Annotated in this window: 15 protein-coding genes; 4 read left to right on the forward strand and 11 right to left on the reverse strand. The window is 41.6% G+C overall.

The genetic code is table 11. From position 1 onward, the window contains the following. The 11 genes from H8796_RS08280 to H8796_RS08330 all read right to left on the reverse strand — a co-directional run bounded on the left by H8796_RS08280 (position 1) and on the right by H8796_RS08330 (position 17,274). Positions 1 to 1,005 (reverse strand): Gfo/Idh/MocA family protein, encoded by a 1,005-nt coding sequence (locus H8796_RS08280; protein WP_117932195.1) that lies wholly within the window; start codon positions 1,003 to 1,005, stop codon positions 1 to 3. A gap of 6 nt (positions 1,006 to 1,011) precedes the next feature. Continuing rightward, positions 1,012 to 1,803, reverse strand: coding sequence for a glucosamine-6-phosphate deaminase (locus tag H8796_RS08285; protein ID WP_117932193.1), 792 nt, complete (start codon positions 1,801 to 1,803; stop codon positions 1,012 to 1,014). Beyond that, positions 1,784 to 2,971: an N-acetylglucosamine-6-phosphate deacetylase gene (gene nagA / locus H8796_RS08290; protein ID WP_117932191.1), complete on the reverse strand. Its 1,188-nt coding sequence runs from the start codon at positions 2,969 to 2,971 to the stop codon at positions 1,784 to 1,786. Before nagA ends, H8796_RS08285 begins: the two co-directional genes overlap by 20 nt. Positions 2,972 to 2,988: 17 nt before the next feature. Beyond that, positions 2,989 to 4,305, reverse strand: a complete 1,317-nt coding sequence (locus tag H8796_RS08295; RefSeq protein ID WP_004305154.1) for a sugar MFS transporter — start codon at positions 4,303 to 4,305, stop codon at positions 2,989 to 2,991. Positions 4,306 to 4,311: 6 nt separating this feature from the next. Then, the gene (locus H8796_RS08300) at positions 4,312 to 6,516 is read right to left on the reverse strand and encodes a beta-glucosidase (protein WP_117932189.1); all 2,205 of its coding nucleotides are present in this window, start codon (positions 6,514 to 6,516) and stop codon (positions 4,312 to 4,314) included. A gap of 23 nt (positions 6,517 to 6,539) precedes the next feature. Continuing rightward, entirely contained in the window at positions 6,540 to 8,108 is a 1,569-nt protein-coding gene (locus H8796_RS08305; protein WP_117932187.1) for a glycoside hydrolase family 26 protein, read from the reverse strand. Positions 8,109 to 8,149: 41 nt separating this feature from the next. Then, positions 8,150 to 9,847 carry a DUF5018 domain-containing protein gene (locus tag H8796_RS08310; protein ID WP_117932185.1) on the reverse strand — a complete coding sequence of 566 codons (1,698 nt, stop codon included), beginning with the start codon at positions 9,845 to 9,847 and terminating at the stop codon, positions 8,150 to 8,152. 20 nt (positions 9,848 to 9,867) lie between these two features. Further along, a complete protein-coding gene (locus tag H8796_RS08315; RefSeq protein WP_022199327.1) occupies positions 9,868 to 11,502 on the reverse strand; it encodes a RagB/SusD family nutrient uptake outer membrane protein in 1,635 nt (544 codons plus the stop codon). A gap of 12 nt (positions 11,503 to 11,514) precedes the next feature. Next, positions 11,515 to 14,664, reverse strand: a complete 3,150-nt coding sequence (locus H8796_RS08320) for a TonB-dependent receptor (RefSeq protein WP_117932183.1) — start codon at positions 14,662 to 14,664, stop codon at positions 11,515 to 11,517. A 168-nt stretch (positions 14,665 to 14,832) separates the two neighbouring features. Continuing rightward, positions 14,833 to 16,020, reverse strand: coding sequence for a S9 family peptidase (locus tag H8796_RS08325; RefSeq protein WP_117932181.1), 1,188 nt, complete (start codon positions 16,018 to 16,020; stop codon positions 14,833 to 14,835). 108 nt (positions 16,021 to 16,128) lie between these two features. Next, positions 16,129 to 17,274 (reverse strand): DNA-binding transcriptional regulator, encoded by a 1,146-nt coding sequence (locus tag H8796_RS08330; protein WP_117932179.1) that lies wholly within the window; start codon positions 17,272 to 17,274, stop codon positions 16,129 to 16,131. A gap of 233 nt (positions 17,275 to 17,507) precedes the next feature. Here H8796_RS08330 and H8796_RS08335 point away from each other — a divergent pair, with 233 nt between their 5' ends. The 4 genes from H8796_RS08335 (at position 17,508) to H8796_RS08350 (ending at position 21,056) form a co-directional block, all read left to right on the forward strand. Then, positions 17,508 to 17,999 (forward strand): HU family DNA-binding protein, encoded by a 492-nt coding sequence (locus H8796_RS08335; protein WP_074635946.1) that lies wholly within the window; start codon positions 17,508 to 17,510, stop codon positions 17,997 to 17,999. A 91-nt stretch (positions 18,000 to 18,090) separates the two neighbouring features. Next, complete coding sequence (locus tag H8796_RS08340) at positions 18,091 to 18,702, forward strand: type 1 glutamine amidotransferase family protein (RefSeq protein ID WP_074635943.1); 612 nt, start codon at positions 18,091 to 18,093, stop codon at positions 18,700 to 18,702. Positions 18,703 to 18,885: 183 nt separating this feature from the next. Continuing rightward, entirely contained in the window at positions 18,886 to 20,427 is a 1,542-nt protein-coding gene (locus tag H8796_RS08345) for a glycine--tRNA ligase (protein ID WP_087317094.1), read from the forward strand. A gap of 11 nt (positions 20,428 to 20,438) precedes the next feature. Then, positions 20,439 to 21,056: an FKBP-type peptidyl-prolyl cis-trans isomerase gene (locus tag H8796_RS08350; protein ID WP_117932177.1), complete on the forward strand. Its 618-nt coding sequence runs from the start codon at positions 20,439 to 20,441 to the stop codon at positions 21,054 to 21,056. Positions 21,057 to 21,059: the final 3 nt, after the last annotated feature.

Below are 21,059 nucleotides of genomic sequence, written 5' to 3' on the forward strand. Positions count from 1 at the left end.
CTATTTATAAGTTTTGATTAGTTTTCGGGCATCTTTCCAACCTTTTTGATAAGCTTCTTCCAATGTAACAATTCTTCCATTCTCTGTTTTACTCATATTGGATGCTTTCATGAAAGTGAATATTTCGATTGTCTCTTCTTTGGAGATAGGTGAAATTCCTGTTTGAAAGTATTTAAGAATCTGCTCAAGAAGCGCTTTATAACCTTGGTAACCTCCTGCGGCTACTGCTCCTTTTGAAGTATAAGCAGTTCCACCATAAATTTGCGGTCCTTTTATAATCGCTCTGAAAGTTCCGATTCTGCCATCTTTCCATCGTCCTACTACTACATCCCCTCTATCTGAAGACATCCGGTTGACCGATTCGCATCCTGTCCCCATAATTGTGTATAATGTTTCTACTCCATGAATACCATAGAAACCAAAATCCGGATGCGTTGGTTCCACCTTGTGAGGAGAATAACAATCGGCTCCAAGGATTTTGCCAAATTCTCCATTTCTTAATTTCTGGTTTTGAGGAGTAAATCTAAGAGCAGAAGAGGAGAAAACAGGTGCATTGTATTTTTCTGCCATTTCATAAATAGCGATTGCATCTCCTAAAGTAGCTCCGATAGGTTTGTCAATATAGCATATCTTACCTGATTTGAATACCTCGACGGCTTGTTCCAAATGTATTCTGCCGTCATTGGTTTCCAAAAGGACACAGTCTACTTTTTCCAGTAAATCTGCTATTGATGAGGTGATTTCCACACCATTTGCTTTGACCTTTTCAATGTATCCGGGGATTCGTTCGTAACTGGATTGAATCGTCTTTGAACCGTACGGATAAGCTGCCACTACCCTAAAACCTTTGGAAAAGGTCTCATCCGAACCACTATTAATCAATTCGGTGAAAGCGGTGGAATGGGATGTGTCCAGACCAATAATTCCGATCCGCATAACTTTTTGTGCGTGTATACTGAAGCTGATAGCCAGTAGTATAAGAAGAAATGAGATTCTGTTTTTCATAATCCTTTATAAATTAATTCTTTCTGCACTTTCCGGGTCCAAATATAACGAAGAATTTTCTTTTCTTCGCAATATGCTGGCCGGACATTTTTCTGAAACTTCACCATAAACAGTCTGATAGACTGCTTGAGCTTTATTTTTGAACGGGACGATACAAAACATCCATTCAGCTTTTAGCAAAGCCGGTATCGTGAGTGTTAAAGCTTCTTTGGGTACTAAGTCTAGTGTCTTGAAGCATTTTTCATTGACTTGCTGTTGGCGACATATTGGGTCCAGTTCAACTACTTTTACAAGTTTGGGATCATTAAAATCTGCTACATCCGGATCATTGAAAGCAATATGCCCATTTTCTCCAATTCCCAGACAAACGATGTCAACCGGATGCTTAGTCAGCAACTCTGCATATCGCTGACATTCCTCTTCAAGGTTTTCTGCCAGGCCATTCAGATAGTTGACTTTCTTGAAAGGAACTTTGTCAAAGATACGAATTCTAAGGAAATGTCCAAAACTTTGTGCGGCTTTCGGATGTATACCGATGTATTCATCCATATGAAAAGCGTTTATTCTGGTCCAGTCGATGCGTTTGTCATGAATCAGATGACTCAAAAACTCATTTTGTGAGGGGGCAGCGGCGAAAATCATATTTATCTCCGGTTTGCTTTCCAATAAGCGACAAATTTGGTCGCCGACTTCTTTTGCGGCTACACTGCCCATCTCTTGAATGGATGGAAAAATTCGAACTGTTAATTGTTCCTGCTGAAAAACTTTGGTCTTAGTTTCATTTAGTATAGATAACATGGCCTTTTAATATTGTATTATTTATATTTATTTGATTATCAAAAATGACTATGTCGGCATCCTTACCAATTTCTAAAGAGCCTTTTTCTTTGTCAATATGAAGAATACGGGCGGGCGTCAGGGCCATCATACGAACAGCGTCAATGAGAGGAACACCGGCTAAATATACCATGGTTCGAATCAGTCGGTCAGTTGTTGCAACACTACCGGCAAAAGCTGTCCGATCCGGCATTTTGGCCACTCCGTCTTCGATAATGACTTTCTGCCCGTTGTTGAGGCTGCCTAATATCGATTCACCGTCCGGCATACCCGCTCCTCTCATGGCATCAGTGCAGAGGGCTGTTCTATCAACTCCTTTGAATTTGTATACGAATTGGAGCAGAGGTTTCGGAAGATGTATGCCATCGGCAATAATCTCCACTGTCATATCTTCAATCAAGTAGGCGGCTTCTACTACTCCGGCATAACGGAAAGCATTTCTGCGAGTCACTGATGACATAGCCGAATAAAGGTGGGTCACATGTGTATAACCTGCTGTAAAGGCTTCCTCAACTTCTTCATAAATCGCGTCGGTATGAGCGATGGAGGGGAGAATATGATGTTGTTGCAGAGTTTTCCCTAGTGCTAGAGCACCCTCCAACTCTGGAGCTATGCTCCAACGGATAATATCTTTTGAGGCTTCCAGAATGGCATTATATTCTTCTACTTGCGGTTTTTTCAGGAAGTTCGGGTCTTGCGCACCACATTGTTTCGGTGAAAAGTAAGGTCCTTCCAAATGTAAACCGATAAACTGCGAACCATTGACATTCATTTCTTTAGCTTTCCGATATACGGTAAACGTCGTCATTAACTCCTCGTTAGTGCTGGTAAGTGTGGTGGGAACCATTGCAGTGGTACCATACTTGGCATGTGTCTCGGCCACTCCGAGAAAAGCCTCGACAGTGCCATCCATGAAGTCATGTCCTCCTCCTCCGTGGATATGCATGTCGATGAATCCTGGTGAGACATAATTCTGACGGGCGTCTATTACTTTGTCACCGACGAGCGGTTGATAGCTCTCATTGGGAATAATCTGCTCAATTTTTCCATTTTCACATATCAATATTTGGCCCATTTCTATGCCTGTTGGCAGAATGAGTTTTCCATTTGTTATGATGAGTCTTTCCATATTATTTCGTTTTTAATTTATTTCCAGGAGTCTATTTTATGACCTTTAACTGCAAAGAAAACCAAATATAAAAAGCAGGGAATCAATACCCAATAGCCGAAACGCAGACTATACATATCTGCCAGATGACCATATATCAGAGGCAGAATGGCATTGCCGCATAATCCCATGATAAGAAGAGAGGAACCGGTTTTGGTGAATTTCCCCAGTCCATGAATGGAAAGTGGCCAGATACCTGCGTAGATTAAAGCATTCGGGAAACCCAATGCATTCAGAAAGAAAATGGAGGCATTGGCATGATGACCGAACAGAGTTACTTCAAAATCTGCAAATACAACTCCGAATGAAAGGAGTAATCCGATGATGGTACAACCTATAAGTGCATTTTTCTGTGAAACATATTTCGGTATTAACAGGATACCCAGCAGGTAACCAATCATAGTGCAGGCCAATGTATATGAGGGAAATGTTTTAGCTTCGAGCAGGTCCATACCCATCGAATTGGCATAATTGATGATTGTATCGATTGCGATAACTTGTGTTCCTACATGAAGAAATATAGCCACTGCTCCCAAGATAAGGTAAGGAAAGTCGAAAATACTTTTTCTGGTGTGATGGTGGCTACCTGTATCTTCCGTGCTGTTTTCTTCGTCTGTATTGATTTCAGGCAGAATGGAGTAACGGATACCGATACCGGTAAGCAGTAAAATAACGCCTAGAACAGCATAAGGCACAATGACGCGTTGTATTAATTCGTCAAGCATAGCGTTCTTTGTGACTATGTCTAAAGTCCCCGATTCTATAGTGGCAAAAAGCTCCTTGTCGGTAACATTTAATATCAATGCAGCAAATATGAGTGGTGAGACGATACCAGCGAATTTATTGCATATTCCCATAATACTGATTCGTCTGGCGGCACTATCAATAGGACCGATAATAGTGACATAAGGATTAGCAGCAGTTTGCAATATGGCTAATCCGGTGCCGATGGAAAACAGACCGGCCAGGAATATCTCGAACTGACGGGCCAATGCTGCCGGGACAAATAAGAAAGCTCCTAAGGCGGTAAGCATAAAACCATACATAATACCTCGCTTGAATCCTACTTTCTTGAGAAGTACTCCCGAGGGGATAGCCATTACAAAGTAGGCGATATAAAATGCAAAGGCGACAAAGTAGGATTCGAAATGTGTCAGTTCGCAGGATATGCGGAAGTATGGAATCAGTATGGCATTGACCCACGATACAAATCCAAAGATAAAGAACATCCCTGCCAGAATTGCAATTGATATGTAGTATGTCTTTTTGCTGCTTATAAGGTTATTGTTTCCCATGTGTTTTTATTTTTTCAGTTCGAAATCTTTCTGTAATTTGATGTCCCGTGACGATGCGCCTATTAATACTGTAAATATACCCGGTTCGTCTTTCCAGTGTTTACTTTCGGTATCGTAGTATTGTAAGGCGCGGCGCGGTAACTTGATAGTGACTTGTTTGGATTCACCCGGTTTTAAGCCAACCTTAGTGAACCCTTTTAATTCTTTAAGCGGGCGTTCTACAGAACATTTGTTTTGATGCAAATATAACTGTGCGATTTCCTGGCCATATCGTTTTCCTGTGTTAGTAATGGTGAATGATACGGCAAATTCTGTGTCCGAGTCTTTCCATACAGGTTTCATCTTTATGTCTGAATAAGTAAAAGTGGTATAGGATAATCCATAACCGAATTCAAATTGGGGGACTACACGGTAAGTATCGAAGTAGCGGTAGCCGACCATAAGCCCTTCTTTGAAACGGACGGTGTCGTTTATACCCGGATATTCTCCAAATACGTGATCGGGCATATCTTCCAGACGCTTACACCAGGTAGTAGTCAATTTTCCCGAAGGATTGACTTCTCCAAACAATGTACGTGCCAGTGCGTTTCCTCCTTCCATCCCTAGAAAACTGCCATGCAGTAATGCCGTAGCATCATTATACCATTCTCCTATCTCGACGGGGCCGCCGGAGATTAGTACCACTACAGTGTTGGGATTAACCTCCAGGATACCTTTTAATAATCTGTCCTGTTGGTAGGGAAGCTTTAAATTCGGTTTATCATACCCTTCACAGTCAGAACCATGTTCGTGGGAGGTTCCACCTATATAGATTACCAATTCTGCTTGAGCAGCTGTATTGATTGCTTTCTTATATAACTCTTCATCGAATTTATCAAATTCGTTCGTGAACCAATGGCCAACCTTATATGCCTTTTTATTCAATTGATAGCCGGGTGCATATTCGATCCGGGCTTTTCCATCTAAAAGATTTTGTAGCCCTTCCAAAGGAGTAACTTCATATTTAGCTTTAAGTTTTGTACTGCCACCTCCTGCTGCAAATACTTCGGTTGCATTTGCGCCAATCACTGCGACATTCTTGTATTGTGCCGGGTCTAGTGGTAGCATATCTTTGGAATTCTTCAATAATACCAATGATTCCTCCGCTATTTTTCTGGCAGCCTTGGTATGAGTTGGTATTGCAAGTTTAGCTGCCATACCTGTGGTGTCATAAGGAGCTTGTCCTATTAAATCAAGTCGAATCATCAATTTCAGAATATTACGTACTTTTTTGTTGACAGCTTCTTCCGGAATCTCTCCATTACGTACTTTCTTCAATAAAGGATCGGCCAAATAATATTTATTGAAAGCATATTTCCCATTTTCTTTGATGCTTGTTCCCATTTCGACATCCATACCACACAGAGCTGTTCGCTCTGTGTTATGGACTGCATTCCAGTCTGATACGACTAATCCGTCAAACCCTAGTTCATCACGAAGTAAAGTATCAAGAAGATAAGGACTTTCCGTACACCACAACCCTCGAACCTTGTTATATGCCGCCATGGCTGCCATGGCTCCACCTCGTTGTATGGCAGCTTCAAAAGCCGGAAGATAAATCTCATGTAAGGTACGTTCGTCTACTTCTACACTCACTTTGTACTGATTGTATGCCTGGCTATTTAGAGCAAAATGCTTCACACAAGAGGCTACTCCCTGTGACTGTACTCCTTGTATATATGGAACAGCCAGTTCACCGGAGAAGAAGGGATCCTCGCTGAAATATTCCCAATTACGTCCATTAAGTAAGGAACGGTGAATGTTGACTCCCGGAGCCAGACTCAAATGCTTGCCGCGTGCTTTACATTCAGCTCCAAGAACTTCTCCATATAGCTGTGCCAGATCACGGTTCCAAGTAGATGCTAAGGCGCTTAATGCAGGTAGATAGCTACATGCGTCGTTATCCCATTGGGCGGATTCCCACCCATTGGCTACTCCCTCAAATCTTACTCCGTGAGGTCCGTCGGAGTAGTGCAGGTCGGGGATGCCAAGCCTTGGAACACCGGTACTTGAAAACATCGTGTTACTGTGCAACATTCCAATTTTCTCTTCCAAAGTCATTTGCGATAATAAACTTTCTATCTGTTTATCAGTACTTGCTACTTTATTACGGGTCAGGCAGGAGGAGAATATAATCAGAATCAGCCAGCTATATGGAGTTAGTCTTTTCATACTAAAATACTTGTTGTCTTTGATTATTTTGAATTATTCTTTCTTGTTTCAATTTCACTGTACACAGCATCCGGGATCAAATCAAGCCAGTAAGGATCCTGGACGAGTTCCTTGTACAGTTCAAGTGCCAGAGGGTCACTTTGCAGGCGGCGGTCACCATTCTCTGCATTTTCGTGATTCTCCCATACGACGGCCTTGACGCGTGGCTCTTCATCCTTCAGCTTAAACCATTCTCTTACCCATCTCTGGTGGTCGCATGTACTGGAGTATCCTCCTTCACTAATCATGATAGGCTTGTCTGCCGATACTTGCTTGATTCCTTGCATCAGCGTGAGCGGATATCTTCTTTCTTCCGGATAAGTAGCGCTAAGCGATGGTGGATAACAGCTTACTCCCAGCCAATCTACATACATATCTCCCGGGTAATAGTTTTTCATTGCGTTTGCTTCCGTACCCGGCATGCTTACACTGTTGGGTGACCATACGAAGACATTGTAGGCAGTGACACCCAACTGTTCTGCAATGTTATACATACGTCTCCAAGCCTTGACATAGTTTGTGGGATCTCCGTAATACGGAGTCCAGCTTCCATTCATTTCGTTGGCTGGTCTGAACCAGATAGGTCCCATGTCACGTACTTTTTGGGCAGCTACTTCGGCGAAGTATGATTTGTGAAAATCGTCAAGTTCGCCATTTGCCATTTGCTGGGTGGGAATAACGGGCAGCCATCCGTAAAGGAAGAATCGGTATTTGCCCTGATAGTTTTTTCCCCAGTATTTCTCACGTACTGTTTGCATTTCGCTGAAATTTCGTCCTGGTTCCATATTCTGATACCATAAGATCATAGATAGTTGCTTTCCTACCAATTTTTCGAATAAGGCAACGGCACACTGGTCAGTACTTCCTTCGCGGTCTTCCGGATCGAATCCGTATAATGGTGGGAATGCTCCATGATAACATCCTTTTTCGGGGACGTACTTCATGTCATTATGAAATTCTCCCATTACCTTGATTTCGTCGATGAGCATCATCGTACTGGTGGAAGCTGAAGATTTGAGAGTCGCTTTCACATATCTGCATGCTACATTACTAAAGTCTGTTTTTCCCCAAGCGTCCGACTTTCCGTTACTGTCGGAATAGGTAATTGGTGAGGCTGCTTTTTCCCATTGGCTTTTGTCCTTGCTGGTTGATACTTCTATTTGAGCAGGGAATACAATTTGTGATGTCGGATCGGAAATAGCATGTACTGATACTTCTGTGATACTGCGTAATGATCCCAAATCAATTATTACTTCTACTGTTTGTACATCCCAACCGACTCCTCTGTTTTTAGTCGAGAGGGTACCGGTCTCCTCATCTGTCAGTTTGGTGCCGGATGTCCAGGGATCAAGAGGTGCTTTATCAGCGTAGGCGCTGTTGGCTACAACATTCATTTTATAGAATTTGCCTGCCGCCACATTAATAATGCTTTGTTCATTTGGATCTTTGGGCTTGTTTGGATCAAAAGTAACTTCCCACGATCTCGTTTCTTCTGCATTGCAAGCGTATATGAGTATTGCAACTGCTATTAACCATAAATTTTTTAATTTCATATTTAGTGGTATATTATAAGGTTGATTACTGGTTGTTTGTATTACATATCAATACAGTCATATTGGTAGCAGGCGATGCCTCCATTAGAGAATACGAGATAAACGTATAGATAATAACCATTTTTGGCAACTTTAAATACGACATCTCCGGTTCCTTCGGTGTTCTGACCGGAATTCTCGAGACCTCCATATATTTTGTCCGGGCATACTACTATTTGGTTGTCGAACGAGCCGCTACTAAGATCATACATACGGACAGCATCAGAACCTGTTACGGCATAGTTGAAACTATTTACCTGATTGTAAATGACATAAGGTACTTTGTTGAACACGGCATAGTCTACAGCATTGATAATTGTGTTACCCGGAGCACCCGTATTTGCCGCTTTTATGCTATTGTCTGTTCCTTTAAACCAGTAGAAATAGCGCTTGGCAGAAGTGTCTGTGACATGGCTAGCCAAGAAATAGTCACTTTGAGTGTCGGTGTCATCAGCATAAATCACATCCGCCCATTTAATCCAGTTTGAAGTCAGTAGAGAGGAACTCATAATGACAAATTCCGGATCCTGCGTTTGTAAGACACCGTTTACGACACGCCAGCGGGCAAACTGCACTTTACTGTCTTTCTGGAATACAGGAGTTGTGATAAGGGCATTGGCGTCCAAATCCCCCTGGATAGAAATCTTCCAGCCGAATCTTATATTGGTGCCAGTTTTATATTCAATATATTTCTGTGGTTTCTCATTCACTCCATTAGCTTTCCATACAGTGAAAGTACCTCCTGATGGAGTATAGCTGCAGAATAAAATGTTATTTCCCCGGTCTGCTGTTGCATGGAAGTTTGAATTATCACCGGCAAATTGACTGATATCCATAGAACCTGCTATTTCTCCGGTTTGGCTATTTAAGTAAATGGCACGATCATTGGCACGTTCGTTGATGACAACATATTTGTCGACTACTGCAAGTCCGGTTACTTTACCCGGTAGTAGAATACCGCTGATTTCAGATAGTCTTTTAGACCATAATAACTTACCGCTTCCTTGGCGGATACCTGCAACAGTTTTTTGCGGAATATCTTTTTTCACCGTATATGTCGCTTTATCTATGCCATTCTGTGCTGTGACGACAATAGTCTGTTCTTGTTCATAGTCTAGTGCCTCTGTTTCGGGGTTGGGATTGCAAGTTGCTCCATGCGAGATATCAATGTTTGCTATCTGCTCCCCTACATTATCTATGGTTACTAATGAAATTGTTTTTTCATTTTCATTAATGACTCCCAGTAGCCCTATGGCAGGAATATCGAATTTGGTGATGCTGCATTCGTTGCTCTTGCGGATTTCACCTATTACTTTGAATTCGATACTAGTCCCAGAGGTCTGATCTTTCACTGTGATGTAGTTGTCTTGGGTAAGATCCATATAAAGTAATGGCGGAGTTACACTGACATTATTCGCTAGGCTGGCACTCAATCTTACTCGTTTTAGTGCAGAGGTCGGCAATACATTATCCGACAATTTGGGATAATTGTATGGGAAAACAAATGTGATTGAATGATTGGTATAATCTATTTCACCTTTGAAACTATTTTCGCTGCTGTCATCGTCCGGAAATGATGCAGTGATGCTGTTGATACCTTCGCGTTGAATGTCAGAACCCAACTCTTCAGGACTGTGACAACTAGTTACTCCCCATAGAAGAACTACTGCCTGGATGATTGATATAATTTTGTTTTTCATTGTTCTAAGAGTTTTTATTGTTATTTCCATTCATCATATTGCTCAATCAATGAGTTATTCTTCAATTCTTCAGACGGTACAGGAAGGACATATAATTTCTTTATAAACTTGCGGTCCTGTCCGTCGCAATCAACATATTCGTATGTATTGGTAGCACCAATAATTTTGAAGCCATGTGTGCGATAGTTGTTATATTCAATATGAGCTAATTCCCAACGACGCATATCCCAGAATAAATGGCCTTCATAGGCTAGTTCAACCTTTCTTTCATTTCTGTAATCTTTGAACCAAGCTTCGCCTGTAGAGGATTTACCCGGTAAATTCACTTTTACTCTGGCGCGTACCTCATTCATGGCACTTTGGGCTTCCCCGATCTTATTGAGTCGATAAGCTGCTTCCGCTTTGTTCAATAAAACTTCGGCATAGCGAATTTCAACCCACGGTTGGGCGCTTTTCCCATTTTTGACGTCTGTCAGCGTTTCGTCTAACAATTTCCTTAAAAAATAACCGGTTGTGGTTTTGCCGTATGAAGTACCCTGTTCCCGGTAAGGCATAAACACACCATTCTTTCCGTCAAGGCTGCAATCCATCTTTTTCCCTTTCCAGGTACATCCTCTATAGATTACAGTTGCAGCGAAGCGAGGTTCCAGTTGGTCGTATGGAGGAGTTTCATCAGTAATGCCATGCCAGGGTGTCCAGTCTATCTTTTCTCCATTTTTGCTTTCATAACATTCTACCATTTCCTGCGTAGGAGTTCCTGTTGAACCATTGTCATAGCCATCACATTGTGGTACATAATATCGGTCAAAAAGATGATTAGGTCCGTTGGCGGCATCATAATCAAACTCTAGAATCGCTTCTTTATTATTCCCTTTCCATGCATCTTCATATTTGTCTGTCAGACCATATAGCTTGAGCGCAATTACATTATTAGCAGCATCATAGGCATCCTGCCAGCGCTTGGCATATAACATTGCTCTGGATTTCAGTGCATAGGCTGCTCCTTTGGTGATACGCCCTTTGTTTGCCGCATCCCACTCCTTGGGTAAATTATTGGCTGCAAAATCAAGATCGTCGGCTATGAATTGCCAGGTTTCTTCAGCACTACTGCGGGCTTTATTAGTTGATACCGGCAGATCGTCATACAAGATGACGCCTCCATGTCTTTTGGCTAACTGGAAATATACAAATGCACGGAAAAAGCGTACTTGAGCTTCCCAGAGCTTATTTCTGTCTGCTGAAAATTCGGAATATTTTCTTTGTAGAGATAGAAATTGATTTGTTTCTCGGATCTGTTTGTATGCTGTTGAACGTAGCCAGATACTGTATAGACAGTTGTCCGGAGAGATAGCATCCGGTGTTAGCACATAAAGATTAGGATGGCCGGCTCTGTGTCCCAGCGTATATGAACCATACTTAAATGCGTCAGTCAGACTTTCTGTAAAACTTCCGTAGAATTGGGCCTCCCCGAATTGACCGTAATCATGCAGGAGGGGGTAGAAACTATTCACATATTTGTCAACCTGGGTTTCATCTTGCCAGATGATTTCATCACTAACGGTAGTCGTTTGTTTTACTTCATCCAACCAGTCGTTGCACGAACTTAAAGTCAGCAACACAAAGAAGAGTGATATATTAATAGATAACTTTTTCATATAGCGTATATTTTAGAATGTGATTTTAGCTCCAAGTGTATAAGTCCTTTGTTGCGGATAATATCCATTGTTTACAGCTGGAGATTCCGGGTCGATGTTGTACTTAGATACAGCGCTGAAAGTCAGAAGGTTGTATCCCTCGACATAGAGGCGAAGAGCTTCCACTCCCAATGGACTCAACCATTTTTTAGGGAAATTGTATCCTATTTGCGCTGTTTTTATTCTCAAATAGTTTCCGTTACGGTACCAGAATGTAGAGGCCAGCCCGTTATTCAAACTTCTCGGATTGATTTCCAGACAAGGAAACTCTGCATTTGTATTCTCGGGTGTCCAGGAGTTTGCCACCAGATAGACTGGTGCATTACCATTCTGATAGAAAGGACGCGTGAAGGCCGTAGCACTTTGGATTCCGGATGAACCACTTGCCGTATATACCCCGGTTAATGCAACATCGCTACCAAGTCCCCATGATGCCAAAATATCGAAATCGAATCCTTTCCAGTTACCAAATAAATTGAAAGAACCTGTATGGGTCGGTCTTGAGCTTTTACCTACATACCCCTGATCTTGATTGACTGTTATAATACCGTCTCCATTTCTGTCGACATACTTGATATATCCGGGATAAGCCGGTCGGTCAGGCATAGTAGCGGAGTTGGCTATCTCTTCCTCACTTTGGAACAATCCCTGGGCTATGAATCCCATTTTCGAACCGATTTGCTTTCCGGTCAGTCGTCTGTATTCCGGTGTGTTTTCAGAATCACCTGCATATTTGAGCCACCTTCCGTATGCGTATGACCAGATTAATTTAGCTCCATAGCTGAAACTTCCGATTCTGTTCTGATGTGTAAAGGTGACGTCAAAACCTTTATAATCTGCTTTATTAACGTTTGCAGTTGAGAAGTAATAGCCTCCCATGGAAGGAGTGTGTGAACCGGTTACGGAAGATAATTTGTCATATTCATATTTATAGAAAGCATCCAGTTCCATTCCTAATAATCCATTCCATAAAGTTACATCTACTCCAATATTATAGTTGAGGCATTGCGCCCATGTCAAATTGGGATTTCCCAATACGGACGGATAGATAGCTGTCTGACTGGCTCCGCCTATTACGACAGAATTGGGGGATGTGCTCATCGTATTTCTCCATTGGAAAGGCTGGATACCGCTGGTTGCAGTTTTTCCAATACCTGCTCTTAATTTCAGGTTGTCTACCCAAGTAGCATGAAACCATTTTTCATTATTGATTCTCCAGGCAAGAGAGAGACCGGGCAGGGTGACCCAGCGTTTGTTCATACCGCCAAACAGATAACTACCATCGTGGCGTAGTGAAGCTTCCAAATAATATTTGTCAGCGTAATTGTAGTTCAAACGACCTACAAAACCGGCTACGCGTGTTTGGCTGCTGCTACCCGAAGGTATAGCAGGTTGCTCTTTCCCTTCTTTGGTGAATCCTGTGATTTGGTTCAACTCATCCAACTGAATAAAATCTAATCCGGTTCCCGTTACACCGAGATTGTTGCTATTACGTTCCCGTGTTTCGGCCAGTAATAATACTCCGATCGAGTGATCTCCAAATTTGTTATCGTACGTAATACTGGTTTGCGTAGTGAACTCCTGGGCGCGTGATGCCGATTCGGATAATATAGGTGTATCTTTCAAAACACTGTAGTCCTTATGGTAGGTGAGTGTGGTAGTGGCTGCATTAGGTAAATCCATAATCATGACTTCATTCGGCTTGGTTAACTGTTTAGTCATCCCATGAACTAAGTCGTACGCTCCCTGAAATTTTAAACTTAATCCTTTAAGCCAAGGTGTGTCGTATTTCAGACTGAAATTGGACTGCATATATGATTGGTTGGACCTGTTATATCCTGAATCGTATATGGATGCGATAGGAGCTACCGGAGAGCCGGAAGTCGGGGTTGAAACATCGTATATTTTCCCATTATATTCATAAGTATCCTGTACGTATGGCAAAGCATAGCATACCTGTTGGGGAATATTCATCCAATCATCCGGATCGGCAGAAAATTTGGGAGCATCCCGTTTTTCTATACGCCCCGAAACACCTAATGACAGACTAAGTCCTTTAGCCAACTGTGCATCAATATTAGAACGAAGATTCATTCGACGGTATTTGAACTTATCTATATTTCCTTTTTCTTCCAGATAACCGATAGATGTGAAGAAACGAACCTTTTCACTTCCTCCTGATGCTGAAATATTGTGATGTTGGCGAACACCGGTTCCATATACTTTATCGTACCAATTGGTATTTCCCCATCCGTCGACACCCTCGCGCATTTTGCGCACCATGTCGACGGTAAATACTTCCGTATCACCTTGTAGAAGACGGGCTTTATTGTACCAATAAGCATATCCCGGTCCGTCGAGCCATTCTTGTTCTTCTGCATTCTGGCTGATACCCACAGTACCTGTATAGCTAATGGTGACTTTATCTGTTTGTCCCTTTTTGGTTGTGACAATGAATGCTCCATTTGCGTCCAGACCATAAACGGCTACGGCGGATGCATCCTTTAATACAGATACAGATTCTATTTCATTCGGATCGAGTCCGTTGAAGTCACTTGCGCTTCTTCTGATACCGTCAATAACATAGATAATACCACTTTGTCCGCGTATGGACAAGGAGGCATTATCCGCACCGGGTTGTCCACTGGCTTGTACGGCGGAAATACCGGCAACACGTGCACCGATGATATTACTGATTCCCATGGTTGGGGCTTTAAGGATTTCTTTATCGGAGACAGTAGATATAGCGGCGGTCAGACTACCGCGCTTTTGAGTTCCATAGCCTACTACTACGATTTCATCCAGAGAGGAAACATCTTCTTTAAGAGTGATATTGATATTCGTCTTATTGCCTACCTTTACTTCCTGGCTGACCATTCCGATATAAGAGAATACCAATACGTCATTCTTATGGGCATTAATGCTATATTTTCCATCAACATTTGTAATGGTACCAACATTAGTAGTACCCTTGACAGCTACAGATACGCCAGGTAATGGTTCATCATTACCATCTTTCACAAACCCTTTTATTACTTCTTGTGCAAGACAATCGAGAGTGCACATTAAAAGAGTAATAAACAACGAGGTTACTAACCTTGGATTCCATCTGATTTTCTTCATTGCATGATAAGTTTTTAAATATTAGATCGTCGATTTGAAATTTTAATTTCTAACAATAGTCTCTTTAGACCGGTTAACTAGTTAATGATACAAAAGTATTCTGTTTCAAAGACATGCGCGGTGGCAAAAACGAAAAACTATCTTCAAAAAACGAAGAATAATACATCGTTAATCTTCTTTTGGCGTTTTTCTTTTTAAGAACCATTCGAAGAACTTATATATGGTTTCGTTTGATTCGGGAGTAGGATCATGCTTGGGTCTGTTCGTCATTGCCACTCGATGATGATAACCCAAAAGCCGGTTGACTGCGACAGAGTGATTTAATGGAATCCATCTGTCTACATTATCAGAATAACCGCCTGATACGAGAAATGGGCGAGGAGCCAATAAAGAATGGAGTTCATGTAAATCATGCCCCTCTTTGCATAGTCTGGCATAGACACCTGTTGAAGAGTTATTGCCGTTGTTGCTCCAGATATTTTTCCAGGGTGGGGGATAATATCCCAGGTACCAAGGTTCCCAATAATTGATATAATTATCTTTGGTTTCATCAAAGACGATACCTGGATCACTCCAGACGGTACAGGCAAACTTTTCATATAAACAAGAAGCAAACATTGCCCATTTAGCGCCGTAGGAGTGTCCCATGATACCAATTCGGGTAGAGTCGACACTTTCGACTCTGGCTAATACTTCCCATGCATTGGCTGCTGCATAAGCAAGTACTGAAAGAGGTTGCATAGTGGAGTTGTTAATAGTCGGGTAATAGAGAGAGTAAGTCTTATCTTTGGTGGTCTGTCTAGTTCCTAATGAGAGAGTAACGAATCCTCTTTTTGTTAATTGGTAGGCGAAATCTCTATTAGCTTTTCCTCCCCATCCGATAGCAGTTTCCGGTTCGTAGAATACTGTGATAACGGCAGGATGTTTCCCTTTTTTATTCGGTTCCAGTAAATAGCCGTAAGTCTGTTCCAGAGGAGTCCAATAAAAACGCACTAAATGTTGTTTGAAATCTTCGCGTTCTGTGGTTTTTATAATTTCCAGTTTTTGATTGGCGATGATGGCCGGCCAATGACCGATTAGGTTCAACCATTTGTCTTTTATTTCTTTTCTTCGTTTTAGCCAGTCTTCTGCGTTTTTGACTGTATCTCCATTGTAAAATAAAAGAGGATTGCGGTAAGTCCCAAATTTTTCCTGGTACAGTGGTGGTGGGGTAAAGTAAGCGGATAGCTTCTCCCAGTTTCTTTTTGTCTGGTTAATCTTTAATCTTTTGCACCCCATTATTGAGGTGACCCCCAAATAAATAATAATAGGATAGATAATCGTTCTTGTTTTTCCTCTTATGGTATGTCTTCGCATAGTATTAATATCTAAAATGTATTTCGAAAGGTATGAAAACAAAGGTAGGTCATTCTCATGAATGATCTTAATGTCAAAACGAAAAACAGCCTTCAGAAAGCGTTTATTTTATCTTTGTCTAGTCTTTTTCTGCCGGTATTCAATAGGTGAACATCCTTTGAATTTCTTGAAAATCCGGGCAATGTTATTATAGTCTGTAAAGCCAACTTCCATTGCTAAATCGGCCAATGGGCGGTCGGTTGTGAGTAGTAGATCTGCAAGATGATTACACCGGCAGTTCAGAATATACTGATATATAGAGGTGTTCAGTGCATTCTTGAATTTCACTTCGAAGTTTCTGCGGGATAGCGGAATGTTTGCAAGCAAAGACTCTATGGTCAAGTCGGAACCGTAATGGGTCTCTATATACTTCACTACTTCCAGAATATAAGGATCTTTGATATTATGTTTCTCCGTAGATTGCCGTAATTCAATACGGATAGGGTTGATGACGATATTGAAACTGCCTTCGTGTTCCTTTTTTATTTGTTGGTGAATCAGTCTGCCGATAGAATATCCGCCTCTTTCCACTTCGAGTTCTATAGATGAAATAGGAGGGTCGGAGATATTACACATCAGTTCGTCATTGTCCACGCCTAATAAAGCAATTTCTTCCGGAATAGGAATATTCGTCATTTTGCAAGTTTCTGAAATGAACAGGGCATGTGCATCGTCGCAGCAAAATAAAGCAACCGGTTTGGGAAGCTCCTGTAACCATTGGCTGACTTCCATCCTTATTTCATCTTCCTGTTTATCAGATTCGAAACTGAAATACTCACCGCCCATACGTTTCACTTCCTGACGGTAGCCTTGACTGCGTTCATCGGACCAAACCACCCCTTTGACACCAAAATAAGCAAAGTTTCGAAACATCCGTTTAGCAAAGAATTGAGCTGCCATTCTTCCCGTACCTTTATAGTCGCCCGTGAGATTAGAGTAAGTGACACTTCGGTGATGGTAGTTTTGCAATACGACAGGTATATTCAGTTCTTTCTGCAAATCAATCGTATCATTGTTCCATTGTCCGATGATGGCATCCGCTTTCCATTCTTTGGCCCATTTCAAAATACCTTGTTCTCCATACATTGCACTGTAATAGGAGGGGAGGCGGTAAAATAACCAGGGGCCGTTCTCTTTGGAGTATTGTACAAGACCCCGTAGCAGCTTCCTGTCGAACTCACTGGAATAGTCTATCAGTAGAAGAATCTTGATCATAGTTTTATGTTTTTCTTAAGTATATTGTAGGGATGGCACAAATATAGAAGAATTCCTTTGTTTTCCTATAATAAAGATTTAATTTTGTTGCAGCCAACACTTATCTGACACCCGGGTCTCATGAGCACTGACACCCGGGTGTTGGTATGCTTGACACCCGGGTCTCAAGGGCATTGACACCCGGGTGTCAGATAAAACGCGAGTATAAACGAAAAAAGAAAGGAGTATAGACGATGGCAGTGCCTTATGTAGTGAGAAAAAAAGCCGATTTAACATCGGGAGAAAGAAAGGAATTATGGTATGGTGTACCTAAAAGAATGATAGATCCGATTCGGAATAGAGAATTTGCCGAGTATATGGAAAAACGGAGTGGGTTCCATCGTGGGCAGATAGATGGTATATTGACGGAAATGGTTGATGCTATCCGTAGTTTGTTATCTATTGGACAACCGGTTACTATTGAAGGACTCGGTACATTTCATACATCATTGACCAGTCCGGGATTTGAACGTCCCGAGCAGGTAACTCCAGGAAAGGTATCCGTTTCACGTGTCTATTTCGTTGCCTGTCCTGAATTTAGCCGGCAAGTGAAAAAGATGAAATGTACGCGTATACCTTTTAATATATACATGCCCGAAAATATGCTCACCAAAGAGATGAAAAAAGCGGATAAAGAGATGGAACTGGCGGAATTCGAGGGAGAAGGTTTGGGAGTCGACGAATAATTGGATAAAAAGTGATATTGTTTTATTCACTGAATGAAATATAGCTATATTTGTTCAGGGTAAGAACCATATTAAAATATGATTGGAAAATATGAAAAAAGAACTCATTTTTGTATTGTTAAACGGTTTTGCCGATTGGGAAGCCGCACATATTGCTGTTTGCATAAATGCAGGTATAAAACCCGGAAGACCGGTTAAGTATATCACAAAAACACTTTCTCTCACTAAAGATCCTGTAAATTCTATTGGAGGATTCAAGGTTTTACCGGATTACGACATCCAGACTTTGCCCGAAGATTATGCCGGATTGGTGCTGGTAGGCGGAGATAACTGGTTTTCACCCGAAACGGAATCCTTAGTTCCTTTAGTAGAAAAAATGATTCGGGAAAATAAGTTGGTTGCCGGAATCTGCAATGCTTCGGTTTTTCTCGGTAAACACGGATTTCTCAATCACGTAAAGCATACGAGCAATGCGCTCGAATATTTGAAAAATATAGCAGGTGAGAAATATACTGGTGACGCGGATTATATCGAAGAACAAGCCGTTCGAGACGGTAATATCGTTACTGCTAACGGAACTGCTCAGTTGGAATTCTGTCGCGAAATATTATATGCGCTGAATGCCGATGAGATGGAAGTGATTGAAGAAAGCTATTCGTTTTACAAAAATGGTTTCTTGTCGAATGGAAAAAGTCCTCTTTAGGGATTTCATTCCAACGTGAGATTCGAGCATTAGTGAAATTGAAGAAAGTATTTGAATGCTGACAGTTGCCGGGTAAATAAGATAAATTAATACCCTCTCTGTCTTATTTATGAGATAAATACCTATCTTTGTGGCACTTTTTACGAAAAAAGCAAATTCAAATTAATAGATATAGAAAAGAAAATGGCACAAGAAGACGTTTTTAAGAAGCTTGTATCGCATTGCAAAGAGTATGGTTTCGTATTCCCTTCGAGCGATATCTACGACGGACTAGGCGCTGTGTATGACTACGGTCAGATGGGCGTTGAATTGAAGAATAACATCAAGAAATACTGGTGGGACAGCATGGTGCTGTTGCACGAGAACATTGTCGGTATCGACTCTGCCATCTTTATGCACCCTACTATCTGGAAAGCTTCCGGACACGTAGACGCATTCAATGACCCTTTGATTGACAATAAGGATTCTAAAAAACGTTATCGTGCTGACGTACTGATTGAAGATCAGTTGGCAAAGTATGATGATAAAATCAATAAAGAAGTAGCGAAAGCTGCCAAGAGATTCGGTGAATCTTTTGATGAGGCTCAATTCCGTTCAACTAACGGACGGGTATTGGAACATCAGGAAAAACGCGACGCACTTCACACTCGCTTTGCTAAAGCTCTGAACGACGGTGACTTGGAAGAGTTACGCCAGATCATTATTGATGAAGAAATCGTATGCCCGATCTCCGGTACTAAGAACTGGACAGAAGTTCGTCAATTCAATTTGATGTTCTCTACTGAAATGGGTTCTACTTCTGAAGGAGCAATGAAGATTTACCTTCGTCCGGAAACTGCACAGGGTATTTTCGTAAACTACCTGAATGTACAGAAAACAGGTCGTATGAAAGTTCCTTTCGGTATTGCACAGATTGGTAAGGCTTTCCGTAACGAGATCGTTGCACGTCAGTTCATCTTCCGCATGCGTGAGTTCGAACAAATGGAAATGCAGTTCTTCGTAAAACCGGGAACAGAACTTGACTGGTTCAAGAAATGGAAAGAAATCCGTTTGAAATGGCATAAGGCACTTGGCTTCGGAGATGCAAGCTATCGTTATCACGATCACGATAAACTGGCTCATTACGCAAATGCCGCTACTGACATCGAATTCCTGATGCCGTTCGGATTCAAAGAAGTAGAAGGTATTCACTCTCGTACTAACTTCGACTTGTCTCAACATGAGAAGTTCTCCGGCAAGAGCATTAAATACTTTGATCCGGAACTGAACGAGTCTTATACTCCGTACGTAATCGAAACTTCTATCGGTGTTGACCGTATGTTCCTTAGCATCATGAGCGCATCTTATTGCGAAGAACAGCTGGAAAATGGTGAAAGCCGTGTTGTTTTGAAATTGCCTGCTGCTCTGGCTCCGGTGAAACTGGCAGTTATGCCGTTGGTAAAGAAAGACGGTCTGCCTGAAAAAGCTCGTGAAGTTATTGACAGCCTGAAGTTCCACTTCCATTGCCAATATGACGAAAAAGATAGTATCGGTAAGCGTTATCGCCGTCAGGATGCTATTGGTACTCCGTACTGTGTAACAGTCGATCATCAGACATTAGAAGATAACTGTGTGACATTGCGTAACCGCGATACCATGCAGCAAGAGCGTGTCGCTATCTCTGAACTGAATAATATCATCGCAGACAGAGTAAGCATCACTTCTCTATTGAAAACTTTACAATAAACCTTTGACGAATGAGTAAAAAGATCTATTTATTCTCCTTAGTATTGCTGGCTCTTGCGTTCACTGCTTGTAGTGAGACGGAAACTGTAGACAAGTATGATAATTGGCGTTCACGCAATGAATCATTTATTGATTCTTTGGCAAATGTATTTGAAGCGGGAACTGACCCTCAATTACTACGGATTAAAGTGGAACAAGGCAATGATTATATTTATTATAAGACGAAAACTCCGATCAAAGTGAATAGCGTACATACGGAAGTTTTTGGGGAGAATCCGACATCCACAGCAGTTGTGAAGGCTTTTTATAAAGGTACGAATATATTGGGTGAACGTTTTGATGGTTTTGAGGGAGCTGATCCTGTGGATGGCGATTCAAATGCCTCTCAACCGGATACCCCTCCAGTGTCATTCGATTTGTCAGGTAGTGTAATAGAAGGCTGGAAAGAAGCAATTCCTCATATGACAGTTGGTGAACGTTGGTTGATATATATACCTTGGAAATATTGTTATGGCAGTGCGGGAAATAGTAATACAACTCTCATTCCCGGTTATTCAGCTTTGATCTTTGATATTCAGTTGCTTGATGCAGATAGTATTCGGAAGAAGCCGGATCCGTCAAAAGATTAAAAA

Source organism: Bacteroides sp. M10 (genome assembly GCF_014334015.1).
Taxonomy (GTDB): Bacteria; Bacteroidota; Bacteroidia; order Bacteroidales; family Bacteroidaceae; genus Bacteroides; species Bacteroides intestinigallinarum.

What these genes read in the sequence shown, in the direction of transcription:
- H8796_RS08280 (WP_117932195.1), bottom strand. Translation starts at nt 1,005, where the DNA reads ATGAAAAACAGAATCTCATTTCTTCTTATACTACTGGCTATCAGCTTC.
- H8796_RS08285 (WP_117932193.1), bottom strand. Translation starts at nt 1,803, where the DNA reads ATGTTATCTATACTAAATGAAACTAAGACCAAAGTTTTTCAGCAGGAA.
- nagA (WP_117932191.1), bottom strand. Translation starts at nt 2,971, where the DNA reads ATGGAAAGACTCATCATAACAAATGGAAAACTCATTCTGCCAACAGGC.
- H8796_RS08295 (WP_004305154.1), bottom strand. Translation starts at nt 4,305, where the DNA reads ATGGGAAACAATAACCTTATAAGCAGCAAAAAGACATACTACATATCA.
- H8796_RS08300 (WP_117932189.1), bottom strand. Translation starts at nt 6,516, where the DNA reads ATGAAAAGACTAACTCCATATAGCTGGCTGATTCTGATTATATTCTCC.
- H8796_RS08305 (WP_117932187.1), bottom strand. Translation starts at nt 8,108, where the DNA reads ATGAAATTAAAAAATTTATGGTTAATAGCAGTTGCAATACTCATATAC.
- H8796_RS08310 (WP_117932185.1), bottom strand. Translation starts at nt 9,847, where the DNA reads ATGAAAAACAAAATTATATCAATCATCCAGGCAGTAGTTCTTCTATGG.
- H8796_RS08315 (WP_022199327.1), bottom strand. Translation starts at nt 11,502, where the DNA reads ATGAAAAAGTTATCTATTAATATATCACTCTTCTTTGTGTTGCTGACT.
- H8796_RS08320 (WP_117932183.1), bottom strand. Translation starts at nt 14,664, where the DNA reads ATGAAGAAAATCAGATGGAATCCAAGGTTAGTAACCTCGTTGTTTATT.
- H8796_RS08325 (WP_117932181.1), bottom strand. Translation starts at nt 16,020, where the DNA reads ATGCGAAGACATACCATAAGAGGAAAAACAAGAACGATTATCTATCCT.
- H8796_RS08330 (WP_117932179.1), bottom strand. Translation starts at nt 17,274, where the DNA reads ATGATCAAGATTCTTCTACTGATAGACTATTCCAGTGAGTTCGACAGG.
- H8796_RS08335 (WP_074635946.1), top strand. Translation starts at nt 17,508, where the DNA reads ATGGCAGTGCCTTATGTAGTGAGAAAAAAAGCCGATTTAACATCGGGA.
- H8796_RS08340 (WP_074635943.1), top strand. Translation starts at nt 18,091, where the DNA reads ATGAAAAAAGAACTCATTTTTGTATTGTTAAACGGTTTTGCCGATTGG.
- H8796_RS08345 (WP_087317094.1), top strand. Translation starts at nt 18,886, where the DNA reads ATGGCACAAGAAGACGTTTTTAAGAAGCTTGTATCGCATTGCAAAGAG.
- H8796_RS08350 (WP_117932177.1), top strand. Translation starts at nt 20,439, where the DNA reads ATGAGTAAAAAGATCTATTTATTCTCCTTAGTATTGCTGGCTCTTGCG.